14 protein-coding genes and 1 pseudogene are annotated in these 16,979 nt (G+C 65.5%); 9 read left to right on the forward strand and 6 right to left on the reverse strand.

Translation table 11 applies throughout. From position 1 onward, the window contains the following. Positions 1 to 194: 194 nt before the first annotated feature. The 5 genes from L8F97_RS05045 to L8F97_RS05065 all read right to left on the reverse strand — a co-directional run bounded on the left by L8F97_RS05045 (position 195) and on the right by L8F97_RS05065 (position 3,404). Positions 195 to 737, reverse strand: coding sequence for a hypothetical protein (locus tag L8F97_RS05045; RefSeq protein WP_242147203.1), 543 nt, complete (start codon positions 735 to 737; stop codon positions 195 to 197). A gap of 1 nt (position 738) precedes the next feature. Beyond that, on the reverse strand, positions 739 to 1,248 hold the full coding sequence (locus L8F97_RS05050; RefSeq protein ID WP_242147205.1) for a hypothetical protein: 510 nt from the start codon (positions 1,246 to 1,248) through the stop codon (positions 739 to 741). Between the two features lie 72 nt (positions 1,249 to 1,320). Beyond that, positions 1,321 to 1,629, reverse strand: coding sequence for a hypothetical protein (locus tag L8F97_RS05055; protein WP_242147207.1), 309 nt, complete (start codon positions 1,627 to 1,629; stop codon positions 1,321 to 1,323). Between the two features lie 303 nt (positions 1,630 to 1,932). Beyond that, a complete protein-coding gene (locus L8F97_RS05060) occupies positions 1,933 to 2,568 on the reverse strand; it encodes a hypothetical protein (protein ID WP_242147209.1) in 636 nt (211 codons plus the stop codon). A gap of 296 nt (positions 2,569 to 2,864) precedes the next feature. Further along, positions 2,865 to 3,404 (reverse strand): hypothetical protein, encoded by a 540-nt coding sequence (locus L8F97_RS05065; RefSeq protein ID WP_242147211.1) that lies wholly within the window; start codon positions 3,402 to 3,404, stop codon positions 2,865 to 2,867. Positions 3,405 to 3,820: 416 nt separating this feature from the next. Here L8F97_RS05065 and L8F97_RS05070 point away from each other — a divergent pair. Beyond that, positions 3,821 to 3,976, forward strand: a pseudogene (locus L8F97_RS05070) (LysR substrate-binding domain-containing protein); the annotation flags it as partial. A 203-nt stretch (positions 3,977 to 4,179) separates the two neighbouring features. Here L8F97_RS05070 and L8F97_RS05075 read toward each other — a convergent pair. Continuing rightward, positions 4,180 to 5,694, reverse strand: a complete 1,515-nt coding sequence (locus tag L8F97_RS05075) for a dienelactone hydrolase family protein (protein ID WP_242147212.1) — start codon at positions 5,692 to 5,694, stop codon at positions 4,180 to 4,182. Positions 5,695 to 6,356: 662 nt separating this feature from the next. Between L8F97_RS05075 and L8F97_RS05080 the strand changes: the two genes are divergently transcribed. The 8 genes from L8F97_RS05080 to cobA all read left to right on the forward strand — a co-directional run bounded on the left by L8F97_RS05080 (position 6,357) and on the right by cobA (position 16,971). Next, on the forward strand, positions 6,357 to 6,935 hold the full coding sequence (locus L8F97_RS05080) for an ANTAR domain-containing response regulator (RefSeq protein ID WP_242147214.1): 579 nt from the start codon (positions 6,357 to 6,359) through the stop codon (positions 6,933 to 6,935). Continuing rightward, positions 6,932 to 8,149 (forward strand): ABC transporter substrate-binding protein, encoded by a 1,218-nt coding sequence (locus tag L8F97_RS05085; protein WP_242147217.1) that lies wholly within the window; start codon positions 6,932 to 6,934, stop codon positions 8,147 to 8,149. Before L8F97_RS05080 ends, L8F97_RS05085 begins: the two co-directional genes overlap by 4 nt. Positions 8,150 to 8,355: 206 nt before the next feature. Further along, the gene (locus L8F97_RS05090) at positions 8,356 to 9,609 is read left to right on the forward strand and encodes a nitrate/nitrite transporter (protein WP_242148234.1); all 1,254 of its coding nucleotides are present in this window, start codon (positions 8,356 to 8,358) and stop codon (positions 9,607 to 9,609) included. Beyond that, on the forward strand, positions 9,609 to 10,826 hold the full coding sequence (locus tag L8F97_RS05095; RefSeq protein ID WP_242147219.1) for an alginate export family protein: 1,218 nt from the start codon (positions 9,609 to 9,611) through the stop codon (positions 10,824 to 10,826). The genes L8F97_RS05090 and L8F97_RS05095 overlap by 1 nt, the downstream gene beginning before the upstream one ends. Beyond that, entirely contained in the window at positions 10,811 to 13,282 is a 2,472-nt protein-coding gene (gene nirB / locus L8F97_RS05100; protein WP_409929005.1) for a nitrite reductase large subunit NirB, read from the forward strand. The genes L8F97_RS05095 and nirB overlap by 16 nt, the downstream gene beginning before the upstream one ends. Then, a complete protein-coding gene (gene nirD, locus L8F97_RS05105; protein WP_242147221.1) occupies positions 13,279 to 13,623 on the forward strand; it encodes a nitrite reductase small subunit NirD in 345 nt (114 codons plus the stop codon). Before nirB ends, nirD begins: the two co-directional genes overlap by 4 nt. Continuing rightward, entirely contained in the window at positions 13,620 to 16,199 is a 2,580-nt protein-coding gene (locus L8F97_RS05110) for a nitrate reductase (protein WP_242147223.1), read from the forward strand. Before nirD ends, L8F97_RS05110 begins: the two co-directional genes overlap by 4 nt. Further along, complete coding sequence (cobA, locus tag L8F97_RS05115; protein WP_242147225.1) at positions 16,192 to 16,971, forward strand: uroporphyrinogen-III C-methyltransferase; 780 nt, start codon at positions 16,192 to 16,194, stop codon at positions 16,969 to 16,971. Before L8F97_RS05110 ends, cobA begins: the two co-directional genes overlap by 8 nt. Positions 16,972 to 16,979 lie beyond the last annotated feature (8 nt).

Here is a 16,979-nt window from a genome sequence, read left to right on the forward strand (position 1 = left end):
GTCAGCCGCCCCGCGCCGGCTTCGATACCAAGTAGCAAAACGAAATGACGCCCTTAGGCGCGATGGCGATGGCCACATCCTCATACCCTATACGGACGGGGCGGCATATTCAGACACGACGGTAACTATTTTATTGGCAAGTGTCCGAATTCGCTGGCTCGTCCGTATAGGGTGATAGACCTCTAGCCGATCTGTCAGGCGGCCTGCGCCCACAGCGTGCACTGTGCGTCGTCATATTGGACGCCCGGCCGCATGATCTGCCGGGCCAGCCAAGTGCTGGCGCGTTCGATGCCGTCGCTCAGGTCGTCGGCGGGCTTGCCGTCGATGTGCACGACCTCCCGCGGCGCGAGACGGAAATGCCCGCGTACATGGGCCTGCGGCAGGATCAGCCCGCGGCTGCCGGACTTTGACAGCCACAGGCGGCAGCCGGTCTGGATGTGGCAGCGACCATCGCGCGGCAAGAACATGGCGATGCCAGTCAGGGCCGGGTTCGGTCCGGTGCGAAACTCGAGGTGGAGCAGATCGTCGTCGGTCTCGACCGCATGGCGGCCGATCTCGATCTTGTCCTCGATGCCGAGCGCGTCGCCGCCGGTGATGACGACGCCGGACTTGAGCTTGCGACTGCCGAGCAGCAACTTGATGACGGCGCGGGTGACGGCGGCTTCGAAGGTCTTGGTGGTCATCATTCTATCTCCTTGTTTCATCCCCGCATCGGGGCCGTTCATCTTCTCGTTCATCTCAACCCTGGTGCTCGCTCCGGCAGGCGCGCACGATCTGGGCGGCGGCGCACTCCAGTCCGGCGGCGCGGTCCCACAGGCAGTTCCAGGGCAGCCGAGTGCCGATCTCGACCCCGTCGCGGCCGAGCTTCATCGACAGCCCGCCGCGAGCGGGCACCAGATGCAGGCCCCGGTCACGGTCGCGGAAGAAGCTGAGGTCGGTGAGGAGCAGCGGGCCGGTGATCGACCGCAGCGCGACGTCGACGCGGACCGGGTCGATCGTCTCCGGGTGGAAACCGTGCCGGATCAGCAACGTGTCGCGCCGCCGCGTGGCGGCGCAGCGCAGCAGCGCCTGGTCGAACATCGGCGCGGTGACGGGGGTCATCGCGATGATGACGTTATGGTCGAGGCATTCGACTGCCCCGGGCAGGCCGGAGTTGCCGAAGAGCGGCGCGGGTTCGTCGCAGCCGAGTGCGGCGAGGACATAGTTCATCAGCGCGACCGAGGCGGTCGGCAAAGCGTCGTGGATCATGGGGGACATGGAGCCTTTGCAGGACAAGCGTGATTCCCGGACCGGCCGGTCCGGATCAGGCCCCTTCGATTTTCATTTCTCGTCAGGGCTTCGCTCGGCCCCAGCTGACCTTCCCCTCTTCATGCGACAGCGGTCGCGGCCATCGCGAAAGATGGCGTTGCCGATCACGGCATAGCCCCAGGCATCGAGTGTATGAGCGCTGTCCGCGATGGTGCCGGAACGCTGAATCGCGACGGCCGGGCAATATACCTCCGACATGGCGGGCACCCAACCGGCGATGCTGCCGGCGGGGTGGTGCTGCCACCATTGCCCGGCGGCCGAGGTGGCCAACAGCAGGACGGCGCTCAGGCGGAACACCATCGGTAAGCGGCGGCGCTTCATTTTCTTTTCTCCAAACAGATTGTCGCTGCTGAAGAGGGTAAACAGCTGGAACTAAGCCGGATTGTGCGGTCAAAATCCTCCCATCTTGCCGCATGTTGCAGCAACCTGAAGGTCGTCCTGAACGGCAGGACTTCATTCGTTAACCGGTCAACGTCTCCCTGCCGCGAGGCGTGGCGGCGGAGCGGGCGTGGCAGGATGCGGTCGCCCGCGCCATCGGCGGCGGTACGGCAGCGAATTCATCGTTCTGATGCTATCAGCCGATCTGACTGCAGACGGGGCGGCATCGCCGCCCCGTCCAGAGGATCAGGCGGCGGCCAACCGCTCCCATCCGCTGCGGAAAGCGCCGCATTCCTCCGTCCACATGCGGTGCATGGTGTCGGCGAGATCGGGATGCTCCGCGGCCCAGCCGCTCGGCGTGTGCTGGCGCGCCAGGATGCAAATATGGACATGCGGCAGGGCGCGGCTCAGCTCGTCACCAGGGGCATGCGCCACGACCATGCTGGTCAGCGAGCGGCCGCAGGCGAGATGGATCGCGGCGTAGCTGGTCGCCATTTCGAACAGGTCGTGGATCGGCGTGCTGATACTGCCACGTACCGTCAGCACGCCGGCGAGCAGGCGCTGGTGCGGGCGGACGGCGCGGTCGTATTCGTCGAGCAGCGGTGCCAGTGCCATGTCGCCCACACCCCGGGCAAGCACGAGCCGATGCTGGCGGGCGGTCACCGGAATGCCGCAGCCGGTCGTGCGCGAGGCGCTGGTCGGCTCGACCGGCGCCATCTTGGCGCGGATCAGTGCGGTCGCGCTGTTCGCCTTCTGCTTGGCGCGAGGGCGGAGCAGCGCATAGCCCAGTTCCTCGCAGCCGGGCTCGCGCACGTCGAACAGCGTGTCCATCACCTGTGCGGGGCTCAGCCAGTCCGGCGCCACGTTCGTCTTGGTCTTCATGTCATTTCCAGTCCGGCGGCGTGGGGCTGCTCGCGTCGCCTTCGGGTCCATTTCACCATCATGGTGCAGCCGACAGGCTATTCCCCTCCTTCCTTCTGGCCGACCGCATCGATCGGGGCGGCCCGAGATCCGTCATTATCTCTCTAAACCGCGATTCATTGAACGCTGTGGCGGCGCTACGTCGTCCGGTCCCTTGCTCCGGATACCCGGCGGGGGGCCCTTCGGCCTGTCCCGCGGGGCGGGCCTGCGCTGCACCTGCCGCTCGCGTTCCTTCTCTCGCTGTGGATCGGCCCCGGTTACAACGGGTGGATCAGGTGCTTGTCGATTGACCGGCCGGATAGCGGGGGGAACAGCTTCGGGCGGCGATTTTCTTTCCGGCGCGGGTGGGCTGCCCGCAGGATCACCTGCTCGTCGATCATGTCGATGACGAGGTCCTCGGCCAGATCAGCGACCGCCCGATCGCGCCGGATATAGTCGAGATGGCTGATGATCGTGACCTTCGCGCCGTCCCGCAGATAGTCGAAATGCTTGCCCTCCGTGGCCTTGGCCTTGAAGCGGTGGTGGACCTTTCCGTCTCCGCTCGTCGGTACGTGGGTCTTGCCTATCGGCTTCATGTCGAAGTGCGGCACCCGGCCGCCACCGGTCTGGCGGCCACCTCGCCGGATCGGGCTGGGTCGGTGGAAGTCGATGCCGACCGCCTTGGCGAGCGCATCCGCCTTGCGACGAGCCGGCGATTGCCTCGCATCCAGTTCGGGCTGGTGATTGCGCCCACGACGGTACGACGCTCCCACCAGATCCCGGTCGGCCTGCGCTTGACGCGCCAGGAGCGCGCGCACGTGATGCGCGAAGACGGGCTGTTCGTCGGGCAGGCCAGGACCGGTCATGCCTCATAGTGTCCGGCATCAGCACGGCGCCGACAAGTACCCCCCCCGCCTTCCGGAAGCCGCCTGCGGCTGGAGGACACCGCGCTCGATTGCTCCTGAACGAGCGCGCGCACCGGCAAATTGGCGGCCTAGCCGCCGATTTGCGTTGTTGCGCCTAAATTTCCTCATCCCCAGTCACAAAACGCCGACCCTTGCCGATCCTAATCGGCTGGGGTGAGGATTCGCAGGTCAGGCGCCCCCTCGCGATCCATCGGCGGCCACGGTTGCGAACCTCGATGTCGGCCGCCCCTCGTTCACCTCGGAGCCCCGCCATGTCGACCGACCGATGGGCGTGACCGTCACGGTAATGCTGTCGCCGACCCAGCGATCAGGACATCGGGGCTGGACGCCTCGTCCGCGTCCTTGAAGACTGGACGCCGCCTCTCGCACCCTTGTGCCTCTACTACCCCGACCGGCGCAATTCCTCAGCGGCCTTTCAGGCGTTCGTCGCGCTCGCTCGAGACTTTTCCACCGGACGGCTTTGAGGACCCATTTGCGGCCATCCACGACGCCGCGCCTGCCGTCCAACTATCGACGTTCATTCATCTGCAGATCGCCGGCAAACTGACGCAAGAGTGGCTGTCAGGACGGCTGAGCTTGAGGTAGGCGGAGCCCGGTAGCTGACGTCGAGCTACTGTCCCGTTTTTTTTAAAACGAAACCGTAGGACAACGCGCCTACAGGGTCAGGTCATTTAGACCCACTCAAATGCGTGGTGGCGTTGGCATTGTTGGGGTTCAACACCAATGATTGCCGGTAGCTCGCAACCGACGCGCTGCGGTTGCCGGCCGCCTCATAAGCTTCCCCAAGGCTGTCGAACGCATCCCAATCCCTTGGGTAAAGAACGGTCCACAGGGTGAAGATCGCGCTGGCGTCGCCCGGCCGTTGTCGCTGCATCAAGGCATAACCCCAACCTTTGAGGTCTTGAGCGGTCAGGGAGAAGGAAAGATCCTTCTCGTGAGCGGCGTTGTAAGCCTCCACGGCATGCCCGAAGCCCTGGTGCGCCAGGTCGGCCGCAAATCGCTCTCGCGTTGCCGGTGTCAGATTCGATAAGTGGGTTTCAGCAAATATTGTGTGGGGCGCCGCGCCGTTCTCGACGGGCTGCCGTCCGAGAAAGGCGAACCCTACCTTACTCCCCTTCAGATATGCATCGAGGAAATTCCGAATATAGGTCGCACCGACATTGTAGGTCTGACGCACCTCCTCCTTGCTGTACTCACCATAAGCGCTGGGGTCGGCCTCATGCTGGCGCTGCGAAGCCATGTCCGGATGATGAAACGGATACAGGGTCAGTTGATAAACGTCGGCGTACTTAGCGGCGTTCAGCAAGCTGAAGCTCGTGTCGACCTCGCTGCGATTGATCTGTGGGATAGTCTCCGGCGCTCGCGAGATGTAGAGCCAGGGTGCGGTTAAGCGCCGAACATCGATCAGTTTGTTGAAAGTCGGCTCCCGCGTGCCATCCAAGCTGATGAGAGCACCAATCCGGCTGTCGCGCGCAGCGGCGAAGAGGTTGTTCATCCCGCCCCAGCTCCACCCCAAAACCGCAACGTGCGACATGTCGGCATCGGGCAACGACTGAGCATAGCCGAGCAGGAATTCTATGTCGCCAATCTGTGGCTCCGCGTCCGACATGTCATAGCCAATCGGCTTACCATGTGCTCCCAAGCTGGTTGAGGCGATCACGACATAGCCGTGGCTGGCGAGATATTCGGCGAGATCCGCATTCTCGTCCGCGAACCCGAAACCCCCCGCCGCGTAAATGACGACCGGGTATCGGCCCGCGGCAATGGGCGCATCCCTCGATGCCAAGACAGGGGCGTTCATCACTGTCTCCGCCCGAAGGCCAAGTTTAAGGGTCAACGCGGCGGCCTGTGCTGCCATCCCCTGTTGCAGCTCTGCAGGCGACGCGTCGAAGTTCGTCTCCTTGAGGCGGGTCGCCATATAGTCGCGGTAGCGCAACGGCGTTCCGCCTTTGGCGGCGGGATACCAGATAAGCGTTTGTACCGGGCGCGACCGCTCGCCGGTTACCGGCGTGCCGGTGATGGGGTCGATCACTCGCTTGTACTCCCGGGAGCGATCATATTGCTGAATGACGCGCAGCCCGACAGGATATCCGCCGAAGGCCTGTGAGATAACGTTCTGGGCCATCGCATGAGTGCCGACGCACGTAGCAATCAGCGCGCAACCTACGCGCGCCAGCAGCATAAATCTCAAAGCATTCCCCTTTATGAGGGCCAGTTCAGCCCGCTTAACTCAGCAAGTGTATTATACTACTAACGCAGCGACAATGCACGTCTCACATAGCTTGCTACCCCCCTTAGCTGAGCACGACGGTAGCGGCACGACCTCAAGATCGCGCTTCCCCGAAATAGCTAAGGTGCAGAGAAGCGAAAAAGGTTTCCCCTTGCCGCACGGCCTTTCCCAAGCCCGGATCGCGCGCTCGGACGTGCAGGGAGCTAAAGCTGCTCGGGAGCTAAGCGGTCGAGACGGACCCGACCCACATCCGGCCGTTCAAGTAGCTTGAGGCGCATCCCAGTTTTGGTCATTCGTTCATGTCGATAAAACGGGTCTTCGGCATCGTTGGCTCAGCGGTCGGACCGGCAAAATTTGGGACTTTTCCGACATTCCCGCCGCAAAGTGTGAACGACAGCCTTCGACCGAAGCCGACGTTCGCGATTTTGGCGTGCAACGGCAGCGCATGGGCAAGATCGGCCGATACGGTTGACCGATCCCAGACTGACTATTGGTAAAAGCACGGTCCTCTGGTTTAGTTGCAATAGAGCGCTCGTTCGAGAGTGGCCGCCCGCATCTGCGGTTGGACGAAGCGGCATCTCGCGGGTAAGCCTCTGCGCAGCGAGGAACGGAATGTGCGGATCGCGATTATCGACGAAAGCCCCGCGCGCGCCGCGGTGATTGAAGAGGGCCTGCGCGAAGCCGGTATGCGGGACGTGACGGTGTTCGTCGATCGCAAGGGTATCGCGGCGCGGCTTGAGGCGATGTCGCCGGATGTCGTGCTGATCAACCTGGCCAATCCGCATCGTGACGAACTGGAGGAGCTGTTTGCGCTGTCCCGGGCGATGGCGCGGCCAGTGGCGATGTTCGTCGATCAAAGCGATAGCGCAGCGATGGAAGGGGCAATCGACGCCGGCGTTTCGGCGTATGTCGTCGACGGACTGAAGAAGGAACGGATCAAGCCGGTGCTCGAACTGGCGGTGCGGCGCTTCCGCGCGTTTTCGCGGCTGCGCGCCGAACTCGACGAGGCACGCACTGCGCTGGCCGAGCGCGACGTGGTCGATCAGGCCAAGCGCCTGTTGATGAAGCGCCGGGGCATAGACGAGCCCGCCGCGTACGCCGCGCTGCGCAACGCGGCGATGGATAGCGGGCGGCGGATCGCCGATGTCGCCGATGCGCTGGTCACGGCCGACCGGCTGATGGGGGATCTATGAGCGATACACCGTTCCGCCTCGGCTTCCTGCCGCTCGTCGATTCCGCGCTGCCGATCCTCGCGCGCGAATTCGGTTTCGCGGAGGCGGAGGGTATCGACCTGACGCTGGTGCGCGACATGAGCTGGGCGACCGTCAACGATCGCCTGCTCTACGGCCACAGCGATGCCGCGCACCTTCTCGCCCCGCTCGCGATCGCGACGACGCTCGGGCTGGGGCGCCCGGCGATGCCGCTGTCGGTGCCGTTCGTGCTCGGGCTGAACGGCAACGCCGTGACTGTACGCGGCGATCTCGCGGCACGGATCACCACCGTCGGCGGGCCGGGCGATGTCGCCGCAATCGGGCAGCGGCTCGCCGAGGCAGCGCGGGCGGCGCGCGACGCGGGCAAGCCGCTGCGCTTCGGGGTGGTGCATCGCTATTCAAGCCACAATTACATGCTGCGCTATTGGTTGATCGGCAGCGGCATCGATCCCGACCGCGAGGTCGAGATCGTCACCGTTGCGCCACCCTTCGCTGCGGATGCGCTGGCCGAGGGCGAGGTCGATGGCATTTGCGTCGGCGAGCCGTGGAACAGCGTCGCGGTCGATCGTGGCGCCGGCGTGATCGTCGCGGTCACGTCGCAGATCTGGTTGCGCGGCGTCGAGAAGGTGCTGGCGATGCGTACCGAGCGTATGGAGGAACAGCGCGACACGACGCATCGCCTGATCCGGGCGCTTTACCGCGCCGGTCAGGCGTTCGTCGATCCGGCGCGGTGCGAGGAGATCGCGCGCGTTCTGGCGCGGTCCGAATATCTCGACGGGTCCGCCGATCTGATCCGCCACGCCATCTCCGATCGCATCGTGTTCGCGCGCGGCGCCGGGGCGATGCATGTGCCCGATTTCATGTTCCAGCACCGCGAGGCGGCGAACTTCCCCTGGATCAGCCAGGCGGCGTGGCTCTACGCGCAGATGTGCCTCGCCCGCCATGTCACGCCGGACGATGCCGCGTACCAGACGGCGCAGCGTGTCTTCCGGCCCGATGTGTACCGCGCGGCGCTACGGCCGCTTGGCGTTCCCTTGCCGGGCGCGAGTTCCAAGCTAGAGGGCGGCATCGTCGGCGGGCTCGGCGTCGGCACCACGCAGGGGCGGCTGATCCTCGGCGCGGATCGGTTCTTCGATGCGCGCAGCTTTGATCCCGAAGCGCTCGACGCCTATCTCGCCGGCTTTGGCGACGGGTAATCTCGCTGCACCGCAAAAATCGCTTGCGCGCGATGTGATTCGCAGGCATTTTTATTTCCATCGATTGGCGACTGCAACGGAGTAGCCCCACGATATCACCGAATTTGGCAAAGTCGCCGCTGCGTCCCGCATCATTGCGGGCGTCGCGGCGGCTTTTTTGCGTTTGCTCGAAGGGGATCGGGACAATTACGCAGGCTCAGATGACGATGACTGCCGCAGCGCCGGGGGGGCGCGCCACGACCACGCCCAAGGATACGTCCGCTTTCTGGAACGCCGGCCACCGGCCGACGCTGATCGCGGCGTTCCTCTATTTCGATCTCGCCTTCATGGTCTGGGTGCTGCTCGGCCCGCTCGCGCCGATCATCTCGAAGGATCTTGGCCTCACTCCGGCGCAGAAGGGCTTCATGGTCGCGGTGCCGACGCTGGCGGGCGCGATCCTGCGTCTGGTCAACGGCTTGTTGGTCGATCGGATCGGCCCGAAGCGCACCGGCGCGATTGGCCAAGTGATCGTGATCGCCGGCCTGTCGATCGCCTGGTGCTTCGGCGTCAACAGCTATGCGGGCACGCTCGCGGTTGGCGTGGTGCTGGGCTTTGCCGGCGCGAGCTTCGCGGTGGCGCTGCCGCTCGCCTCGCGCTGGTATCCGCCCGAGCATCAGGGCAAGGCGATGGGCATCGCCGGCATGGGCAATTCAGGAACGGTGCTCGCGTCGCTGTTCGCGCCGCTGATGGCCAAAGCGTTCGGCTGGAACGCGGTGCTGGGCCTCGCCGTGATCCCGCTCGCGATCGTGTTCGTGGTCTATCTCGTGATGGCCAAGGATTCGCCGAGCCAGCCCGCGCCCAAGCCGGTCACCGCCTATCTCACCGTGCTGAAGCATCAGGACGCTTGGTGGTTCATGCTGTTCTACGGCGTGACTTTCGGCGGGTTTGTCGGCCTGTCGTCGAGCCTCTCGATCTATTTCACTGACAGTTTCGGGATGACCCCGGTGATCGCGGGGTATTGCACCGCCGCTTGTGTGTTCGCCGGGTCGCTGGTGCGGCCGATCGGCGGTGCGGTCGCCGACAAGATCGGCGGGATCCGCACGCTGACCTTCGTCTATGCGCTCGCTGCGGCAACGCTGGTCGCGATCAGCCTGGGCACGACCTCGCTGCCGCTCGCGCTCGCCTTATTCCTGCTGGTGATGGGGACGCTCGGTTTCGGCAACGGCGCGGTCTTCCAGCTCGTGCCGCAGCGGTTCGGCGCGGAAAACGGCATCATGACCGGGCTGGTTGGTTTCGGTGGCGGGGTCGGCGGCTTCTATCTCGCCTCCTCGCTTGGTCTCGCCAAGCAGTTGACCGGCACGCCGCAGGTGGGCTTCCTGATCTTCGCGGTCCTGGCGCTGGTCGCGCTCGGTGGGCTGACGGTGGTGAAGACCCGCTGGCGCGCGACCTGGGGCACCGGCGCGAACGGGGCGCGGGTTTGATGCGCGCACGTCCGCTGCTCGCGCTGGGCGCGTTGGTAGCGACACCCGCGCTGGCCGATCCAATCGATCTCAAGCCGCTGATCGACGCCCGCCTGCGCTACGAACATGTCGAGCAAGCGCCGCTGGCCAAGGATGCCGATGCCCTTACCGCGCGCATCCGGGCCGGGTTCGAAGCGAAGAGCGGCGACTTCGCGCTGTTCGCCGAAAGTGAGGCCACGCTGGCGATCGACCCCGCTTATAACAGCGGCGTCAACGGCAAGGCGGCCTACCCGCTGGTCGCCGACCCGCAGAATGTCGAACTCAACCGTTTGCAACTGCAATATCGCGGCATCGCAAAGACGATCGTTACGGTTGGCCGCCAGCGCATCAACCTCGACGACCAGCGCTTCGTCGGCTCGGTCGCGTGGCGCGACAACGAGCAGACCTTCGACGCGGCGCGGATCGAATGGTCGGGCATCAAGGGTTTGAAGGCGGACCTCACTTACGCCGACAACGTCCGCACGATCTGGGGTGTCGATGGCGGCGACCGATACGGCCCGACGCGGCTCGGCGAGATCGGCGGCGACAACGTGTTCGGCAATCTGGCCTATGCGACGAAGATTGGCACTCTCACCGGCTTCGCCTATCTGGTCGATCAGGATGAGCGGCTGGTGTTCGTCAACAGCAGCCGGACCTATGGCGGCAGGTTCGCGGGTGCCTTGCCGGTGAACAAGGCCGTCAAGCTCACCTATGCGGCGAGCTACGCGACACAGAGCGACTACCACCGCAACCCCAATCGCTACCGCGCCAATTACTATCTTGGCGAGCTGGGAGTGTCGGTGAGGGCGTTCACGCTGGGCGCCAGTTACGAGGTGCTTGGCGCCGACACGGGCAGCGCCGTCACCAGTTTCCAGACCCCGCTTGCCACGCTGCACAAGTTCAACGGTTGGGCTGACAAGTTCCTCGTCACCCCGCCCGATGGTCTGCGCGATCTGTACGGCTCGACCGGCTATGGCTGGAAGAGCGTGGCGGGTCTCGACGCGATCGGGCTGACCGCCGTGTACCACCGCTTTTCGAGCGACCGGCTCGAACGCCGCTACGGCGATGAAATCGACCTGCAGGCGAGCGCGAAGCGCGGCCGCTACACCGCGCTCGTGAAATACGCCGATTACTTTGCCCACGGCTTCGCGACCGATACCCGGAAGCTGTGGCTCTCGCTCGAATGGAGCCTCTCGTGACCGATTTGAAACCACACCTCATCGTCATCGGCAACGGCATGGCCGGGTGCCGCGCGGTTGAGGAAATTCTCGTCCGCGACGCATCCCGCTACCGCATCACCATCTTCGGCGCCGAGCCACGGGTGAATTACAACCGCATCATGCTCTCGCCCCTGCTCGCGGGGGACAAGAGTTTCGACGACATCGTCATCAACGATCTCGCCTGGTACACCGACAATGCGATCGATCTGGTCGCGGGCGACCCCGTGGTGGCGATCGACCGCAAGATCAGGACGGTTACGGCGCGCTCGGGACGCACCGAAAGCTACGACAAACTCATCCTCGCCACCGGCTCCGATCCGTTCATCATCCCGGTGCCGGGCCGCGACCTCGACGGGGTGGTGACGTTCCGTGACATGGACGATGTCGGCGCGATGCTGCGCGCAGCGGACGCCGGCGGGGACGCCGTCGTGATCGGCGGGGGTTTGCTCGGGCTGGAGGCGGCGCACGGCCTCGCCCTGCGCGGCATGAAGGTGACGGTGCTGCACATCATGCCGACGCTGATGGAGCGCCAGCTCGACGAGGCTGCGGCATGGCTGCTCAAAAGCGAACTGGAACGGCGCGGCCAGACCATCCTGACCGGGGCCGACACCGCCGAAATCCACGGCCACGGCAAGGTCGAGGGCGTGCGCCTGAAGGACGGGCGCGAGATACCCGCCTCGATCGTGGTGATGGCGGTCGGCATCCGGCCCAACGTCACACTCGCCCGCGACGCCGGCCTCGCGATTGGACGCGGTATCCATGTCGACGATCATATGGTGACGTCGGACGCGGACATTCTCGCAGTCGGCGAATGTGTCGAGCACAACGGGCTCGTCTACGGCCTCGTCGCGCCCTTGTGGGACATGTGCCGCAGCCTTGCCGACGGGCTGGTCGCTTCCCCGTCGGGCTATACCGGCTCGGTCACCTCGACCAAACTCAAGGTGTCTGGCATCGACGTGTTCTCGGCAGGCGAGTTCTCGGGCGGCGAGGGTTGCGAAGATATCGTCCTGCGCGACGCCGCGCGTGGCGTGTACAAGCGCGTGATTGTGAAGGGCGACCGGCTGATCGGCGCCGTGCTGTACGGCGATACGCAAGACGGCAACTGGTATTTCGACCTGCTCAGGAGGCAGGAAGACGTTGCCGAAATTCGCGACGCGCTCATCTTCGGCCAGGCCTTCGCCGCTGGCGGGGGCGCTGACGCAAACCCTAACGCCGCCGTTGCAGCGCTCCCCGCCGATGCTGAAATCTGCGGCTGCAACGGCGTGTCCAAAGGCAAGGTGGTGACGGCGATCAAGGGCGGCGCCTGCACGCTCGACGCGGTGCGCGCCTGCACCAAGGCGTCCGCGTCGTGCGGCTCCTGCACCGGGCTTGTCGAAGGGCTGCTGGCGGTCACGCTCGGGGACGCGTTCGAAGGCGAGCGCGCCGCGCCGACCGTGTGCAAATGCACCAGCTTCACTCACGAGGATGTCCGCCGGCTGATCCTCGACAAGCAGTTGAAGGCAATTCCGCAAGTGATGCAGGAACTGCACTGGACCACGCCCGACGGCTGCTCGTCGTGCCGCCCCGCGCTCAATTATTATCTGCTGTGCGCGTGGCCGGGCGAGTTCGTCGACGACAACCAGTCGCGGTTTGTCAACGAGAGGCTTCACGCCAATATCCAGAAGGACGGCACCTATTCGGTCGTGCCGCGCATGTGGGGCGGCGTGACCAATCCCACGGAATTGCGTGCGATCGCCGACGTCGCCGAGAAATACGAGGCGCGCATGCTCAAGGTGACGGGCGGGCAACGGCTCGACATCTTCGGCATCAAGAAGGAGGATCTGCCCGCCGTCTGGGCCGATCTCAACGCCGCCGGCATGGTCAGCGGCCATGCCTATGCCAAGGCGCTGCGCACGGTGAAGACCTGCGTCGGCTCCGAATGGTGCCGCTTCGGCACGCAGGATTCGACGGGTCTCGGCATCCGCATCGAGCAGATGACTTGGGGCAGCTTCATGCCGCACAAGTTCAAGATCGCCGTGTCGGGCTGCCCACGCAACTGCGCTGAGGCGAGCATCAAGGATATCGGCGTGATCTGCGTCGATAGCGGCTACGAGCTGTCGATCGGCGGTAACGGCGGGATCAAGCTGCGCGGCACCGATTTTCTCTGCAAGGTCGCGACCGAACAGGAGGCGCTCGACTATTGCGCCGCCTTCATCCAGCTCTACCGCGAGGAAGCGCGCTACCTCGACCGCACCGCGCCGTGGGCCGAGCGCGTCGGCCTCGACTATATCCGTGAGCGGATCGTCGATGACGCGGCCGGGCGTGAAGCGTTGCGCGCACGCTTCCTCTATTCGCAAAGCTTCATGCAGGATGATCCTTGGGCGAAGCGTGCGGCTGGCGAAGACTATAAACTCCATCAACATCTTGCCGAAATCCGGCCTTTGGTGACCGCATGACGCTGCACGGTGAATGGCTCGATATTGGGCCGGTCGATCAACTCCCCGCGCTGGGTGCCCGCACGCTGCCGGTGCGCGGCGGGCGCGAGATCGCCATCTTTCATACCGCCAATGGCGAGGTCTATGCGCTCGCCAACCAATGCCCGCACAAGGCCGGCCCGCTCAGCCAAGGGATCGTCCACGACACGACCGTGACGTGCCCGCTGCACAATTGGCGGATCTCGCTCGTTATCGGCGAGGCGCTGGGCGAGGACACAGGCTGCGTGCCGGTGATCCCGGTCAAGATCGACGGCGGCCGGATTCTGATCTGCCGCGACGCCGCGCTCGCGGGCGTCGCTTGACACCGGTCAAGACCACCTGCCCGTATTGCGGGGTTGGCTGCGGCGTGATCGCCACGCCGACCGCCTCACGAAGCGCGACGATCAAGGGGGATCCCGATCATCCTGCCAATGTCGGCAGGCTGTGCTCGAAAGGGACGCACCTGGGCGAGACGATCGGGCTGGATGGCCGCTTGCTCGTCCCCATGATCGGCGCGAAGCCGGTGCAATGGGACGAAGCGCTCGACCGCGTCGCCAGCCGTTTCGCCGCGACGATCGCCGAGCACGGCCCCGACAGCGTCGCCTTCTACGCCTCGGGGCAGATGCTGACCGAAGACTATTATGTCGCCAACAAGCTGATGAAGGGGTTCATCGGCACCGGCAATATCGACACCAATTCGCGGCTGTGCATGTCGAGCGCGGTGGCGGCGCACGTCCGCGCGTTCGGCGAAGATGTCGTGCCGTGCAGCTATGACGATCTCGATGCCGCCGACCTGATCGTGCTGGTCGGATCGAACACGGCATGGTGCCATCCGGTGGTGTGGCAGCGGATCGAGGCGGCACGCAAGACGCGCGGCACCAAGCTTGTGGTGATCGACCCGCGCCGCACCGAGACGGCGGAGTGCGCCGACCTCCACCTTGCCATCGCGCCCGATACCGACGTCGCGCTGTTCAACGGCCTGCTGCTGGAGATGCGGGCGACATGGCGGCTCGACGGGCGCTTCCTCGCCGAGCGAGTCGATGTGCCCGAGAGTTTCTGGAAAGACCTCGCACGCCTCGATGTCGCCAAAACATGCGGAATTGCCGGGGAAGATTTGCAGGCCTTCTACGATCTGTTCGCAGACCATCCCCGCACCGTCACGCTGTTCAGCCAGGGGGTGAACCAGTCGACCAGCGGCACCGACAAAGGCAATGCGATCATCAACCTCCACCTCGCCACAGGCCGGATCGGTAAGCCGGGCGCGGGTCCGTTCAGCATCACCGGCCAGCCCAATGCGATGGGCGGGCGCGAAGTCGGCGGTCTCGCCTCGACGCTGGCCGCTCACATGGGGTTTTCGGATGCCGAGCGGGACCGTGCGCAGCGCTTCTGGCGATCACCGAAGATCTGCCCCGGCCCCGGCCTCAAGGCGGTCGACATGTTCGAGGCGATGGCCAAGGGCAAGATCAAGGCGGTGTGGATCATGGCGACCAACCCCGCCGTGTCGATGCCGGACGCGCGCATGGCCCGCGTCGCGCTCGCCAATTGCCCATTCGTCGTCGTGTCGGACTGTATCGCCAACACCGATACCGCCGTCTACGCGCAAGTGAAGCTGCCCGCGCTCGCCTGGGGCGAGAAGCATGGCACGGTCACCAATTCCGAACGCCGCATCTCGCGCCAGCGCGGGTTCATGGCCGCGCCCGGTGAAGCGCGCGCCGACTGGTGGGCGATCGCCGAGGTGGCGAAGCGCATGGGTTTCGACGGTTTCGACTATGCCGGCCCCGCCGATATCTTTCGCGAGTTCGCAGCGCAGACCGGGTTCGAGAACCACGGCACGCGCGCGCTCGATCTGTCGGCGCAGGCCGCGATCGACAACGCAGCGTATGATACGATGGCCCCCTTCCGATGGGGTGGCGCGTCGCCGTACGAACATCGTCCGTTCACGACCGCGGACGGCAAGGCGCGGATGATCGCGGTTCGCCCCATGCCGCGCGACGACGCGACCCGTGCGCTGCGGCTGCGGCTCAACACCGGCCGCTACCGCGACCAATGGCATACGATGACTCGCACCGGCTTGTCTCCGACGCTCTCGCAACACCGCCGCGAGCCGCTGGTCGAGGTTCACCCCGAAACCGCCCAATCCCACGGGCTTGTCGATGGCGGGCTGGCGCGCGTCGCCACCCAGCACGGCAGCAGCGTGTACCGCGTCGCCGTAAGCACCGCGCAGCGCCGCCGGGACCTGTTCGTGCCGATCCACTGGACGGATCATACCAGCAGCGGCGGCCGCACCGGGCTGTTGCCCTCGACCCTGCGTGATCCGCATTCCGGCCAACCCGGTTTCAAGAATACCCCGGCGACCATCACCCCCTATAAGCCGGAGTGGTCGGGCTTCCTCATCACCCGCGAGCGCCCGTCCGCCCCCGACTGCGCCTATTGGACCGTCGTGCGAACCGCGCACGGCTGGCTGACCGAGATCGCGGGGCGCGGCGACGCGGCGGTGGTGACCGCACTCTTGCCGCCGGGGGAGCGCGCCGAGATGATCGATGCGCGGCGCGGCGTGATCCGCGCGGCGGTGACGGTCGGCGACGCGTTGTACGCTGCGCTGTTCGTTTCGCGCGGGCCGGGTCTGCCGCCGCGCGACTGGCTTGCCGCTCAGCTCGGCGCGGATGATCCTTCGGTTACCGAACTGCTCGCCGGGCGCCCGGCGGCACCCGCGCCGGATCGCGGGCCGATCGTCTGCGTGTGCTTCGATGTCGGCATGAAGACGATCCTTGCCGCGATCACCGAGCGCGCGCTGGTAAGCGTCGAAGCCGTCGGCGCGGCGATCAACGCCGGCACCAATTGCGGCTCCTGTCGCCCCGCCATTGCCAAGCTGTTGCTCAAGGAGGTTTCCCATGCCTGATGCGTTCGCGCCCGGAGAGGTTTGGCTGGTCGGCGCGGGGCCGGGCGATCCCGACTTGCTGACGCGCAAGGCCGAGCGCCTGATCCTGGCGGCGGACATCGTGTTCTATGACGCGCTGGTGGGGCCGGGCGTGCTCGATCTGATCCCCGTGCATGTCGAATCGGTTTCGGTCGGCAAGCGATCCGGCCGGCATTCGAAATCGCAAGCTACGATCGACGCATTGCTCGTCGCGGCGGCCTTGGCCGGCAAGCGCGTAGTGCGCCTGAAGGGCGGCGACCCCTCGATCTTCGGCCGCTCCAACGAAGAGATCGCGGCGTTTGCCGCGCACGGTATTCGCGCACGCATCTGCCCCGGCATCACCTCGGCGAGCGCAGCGGCCGCGAGCGCCGGCGTCTCTCTGACGTTGCGTGGCGTCGCCCGCCACCTCCGCTTCGTCACGGCGCACGCCCGTGCTGGTGAACGGCTCGATCTCGACTGGGCCGCACTCGCCGACCACACCGGTACGTTGGCATTCTACATGGGGCGAACCGCAGGACCGGAGATCTGCCAACAGCTCATCACCCACGGACTCGATCCGGCGACCCCGGCGCTGGTCGCGGCCGATGTCAGCCTCCCCGGCGAGCGCCTGATCCATACGCAGCTCGCCCTGCTTCCGCTCGCCATCGATCGCGCAACCGGCGCCGGGCCGGCGCTGATCCTGGTGGGTGAGGCAGTGCGATCGCAACCTCTGGTTGAAACCACCCAGATTGCCGAGGCGGTCGAGCGGTACTGATCTAGCAT

The organism is Sphingomonas sp. BAUL-RG-20F-R05-02, assembly GCF_022662305.1.
GTDB lineage: Bacteria > Pseudomonadota > Alphaproteobacteria > Sphingomonadales > Sphingomonadaceae > Sphingomonas.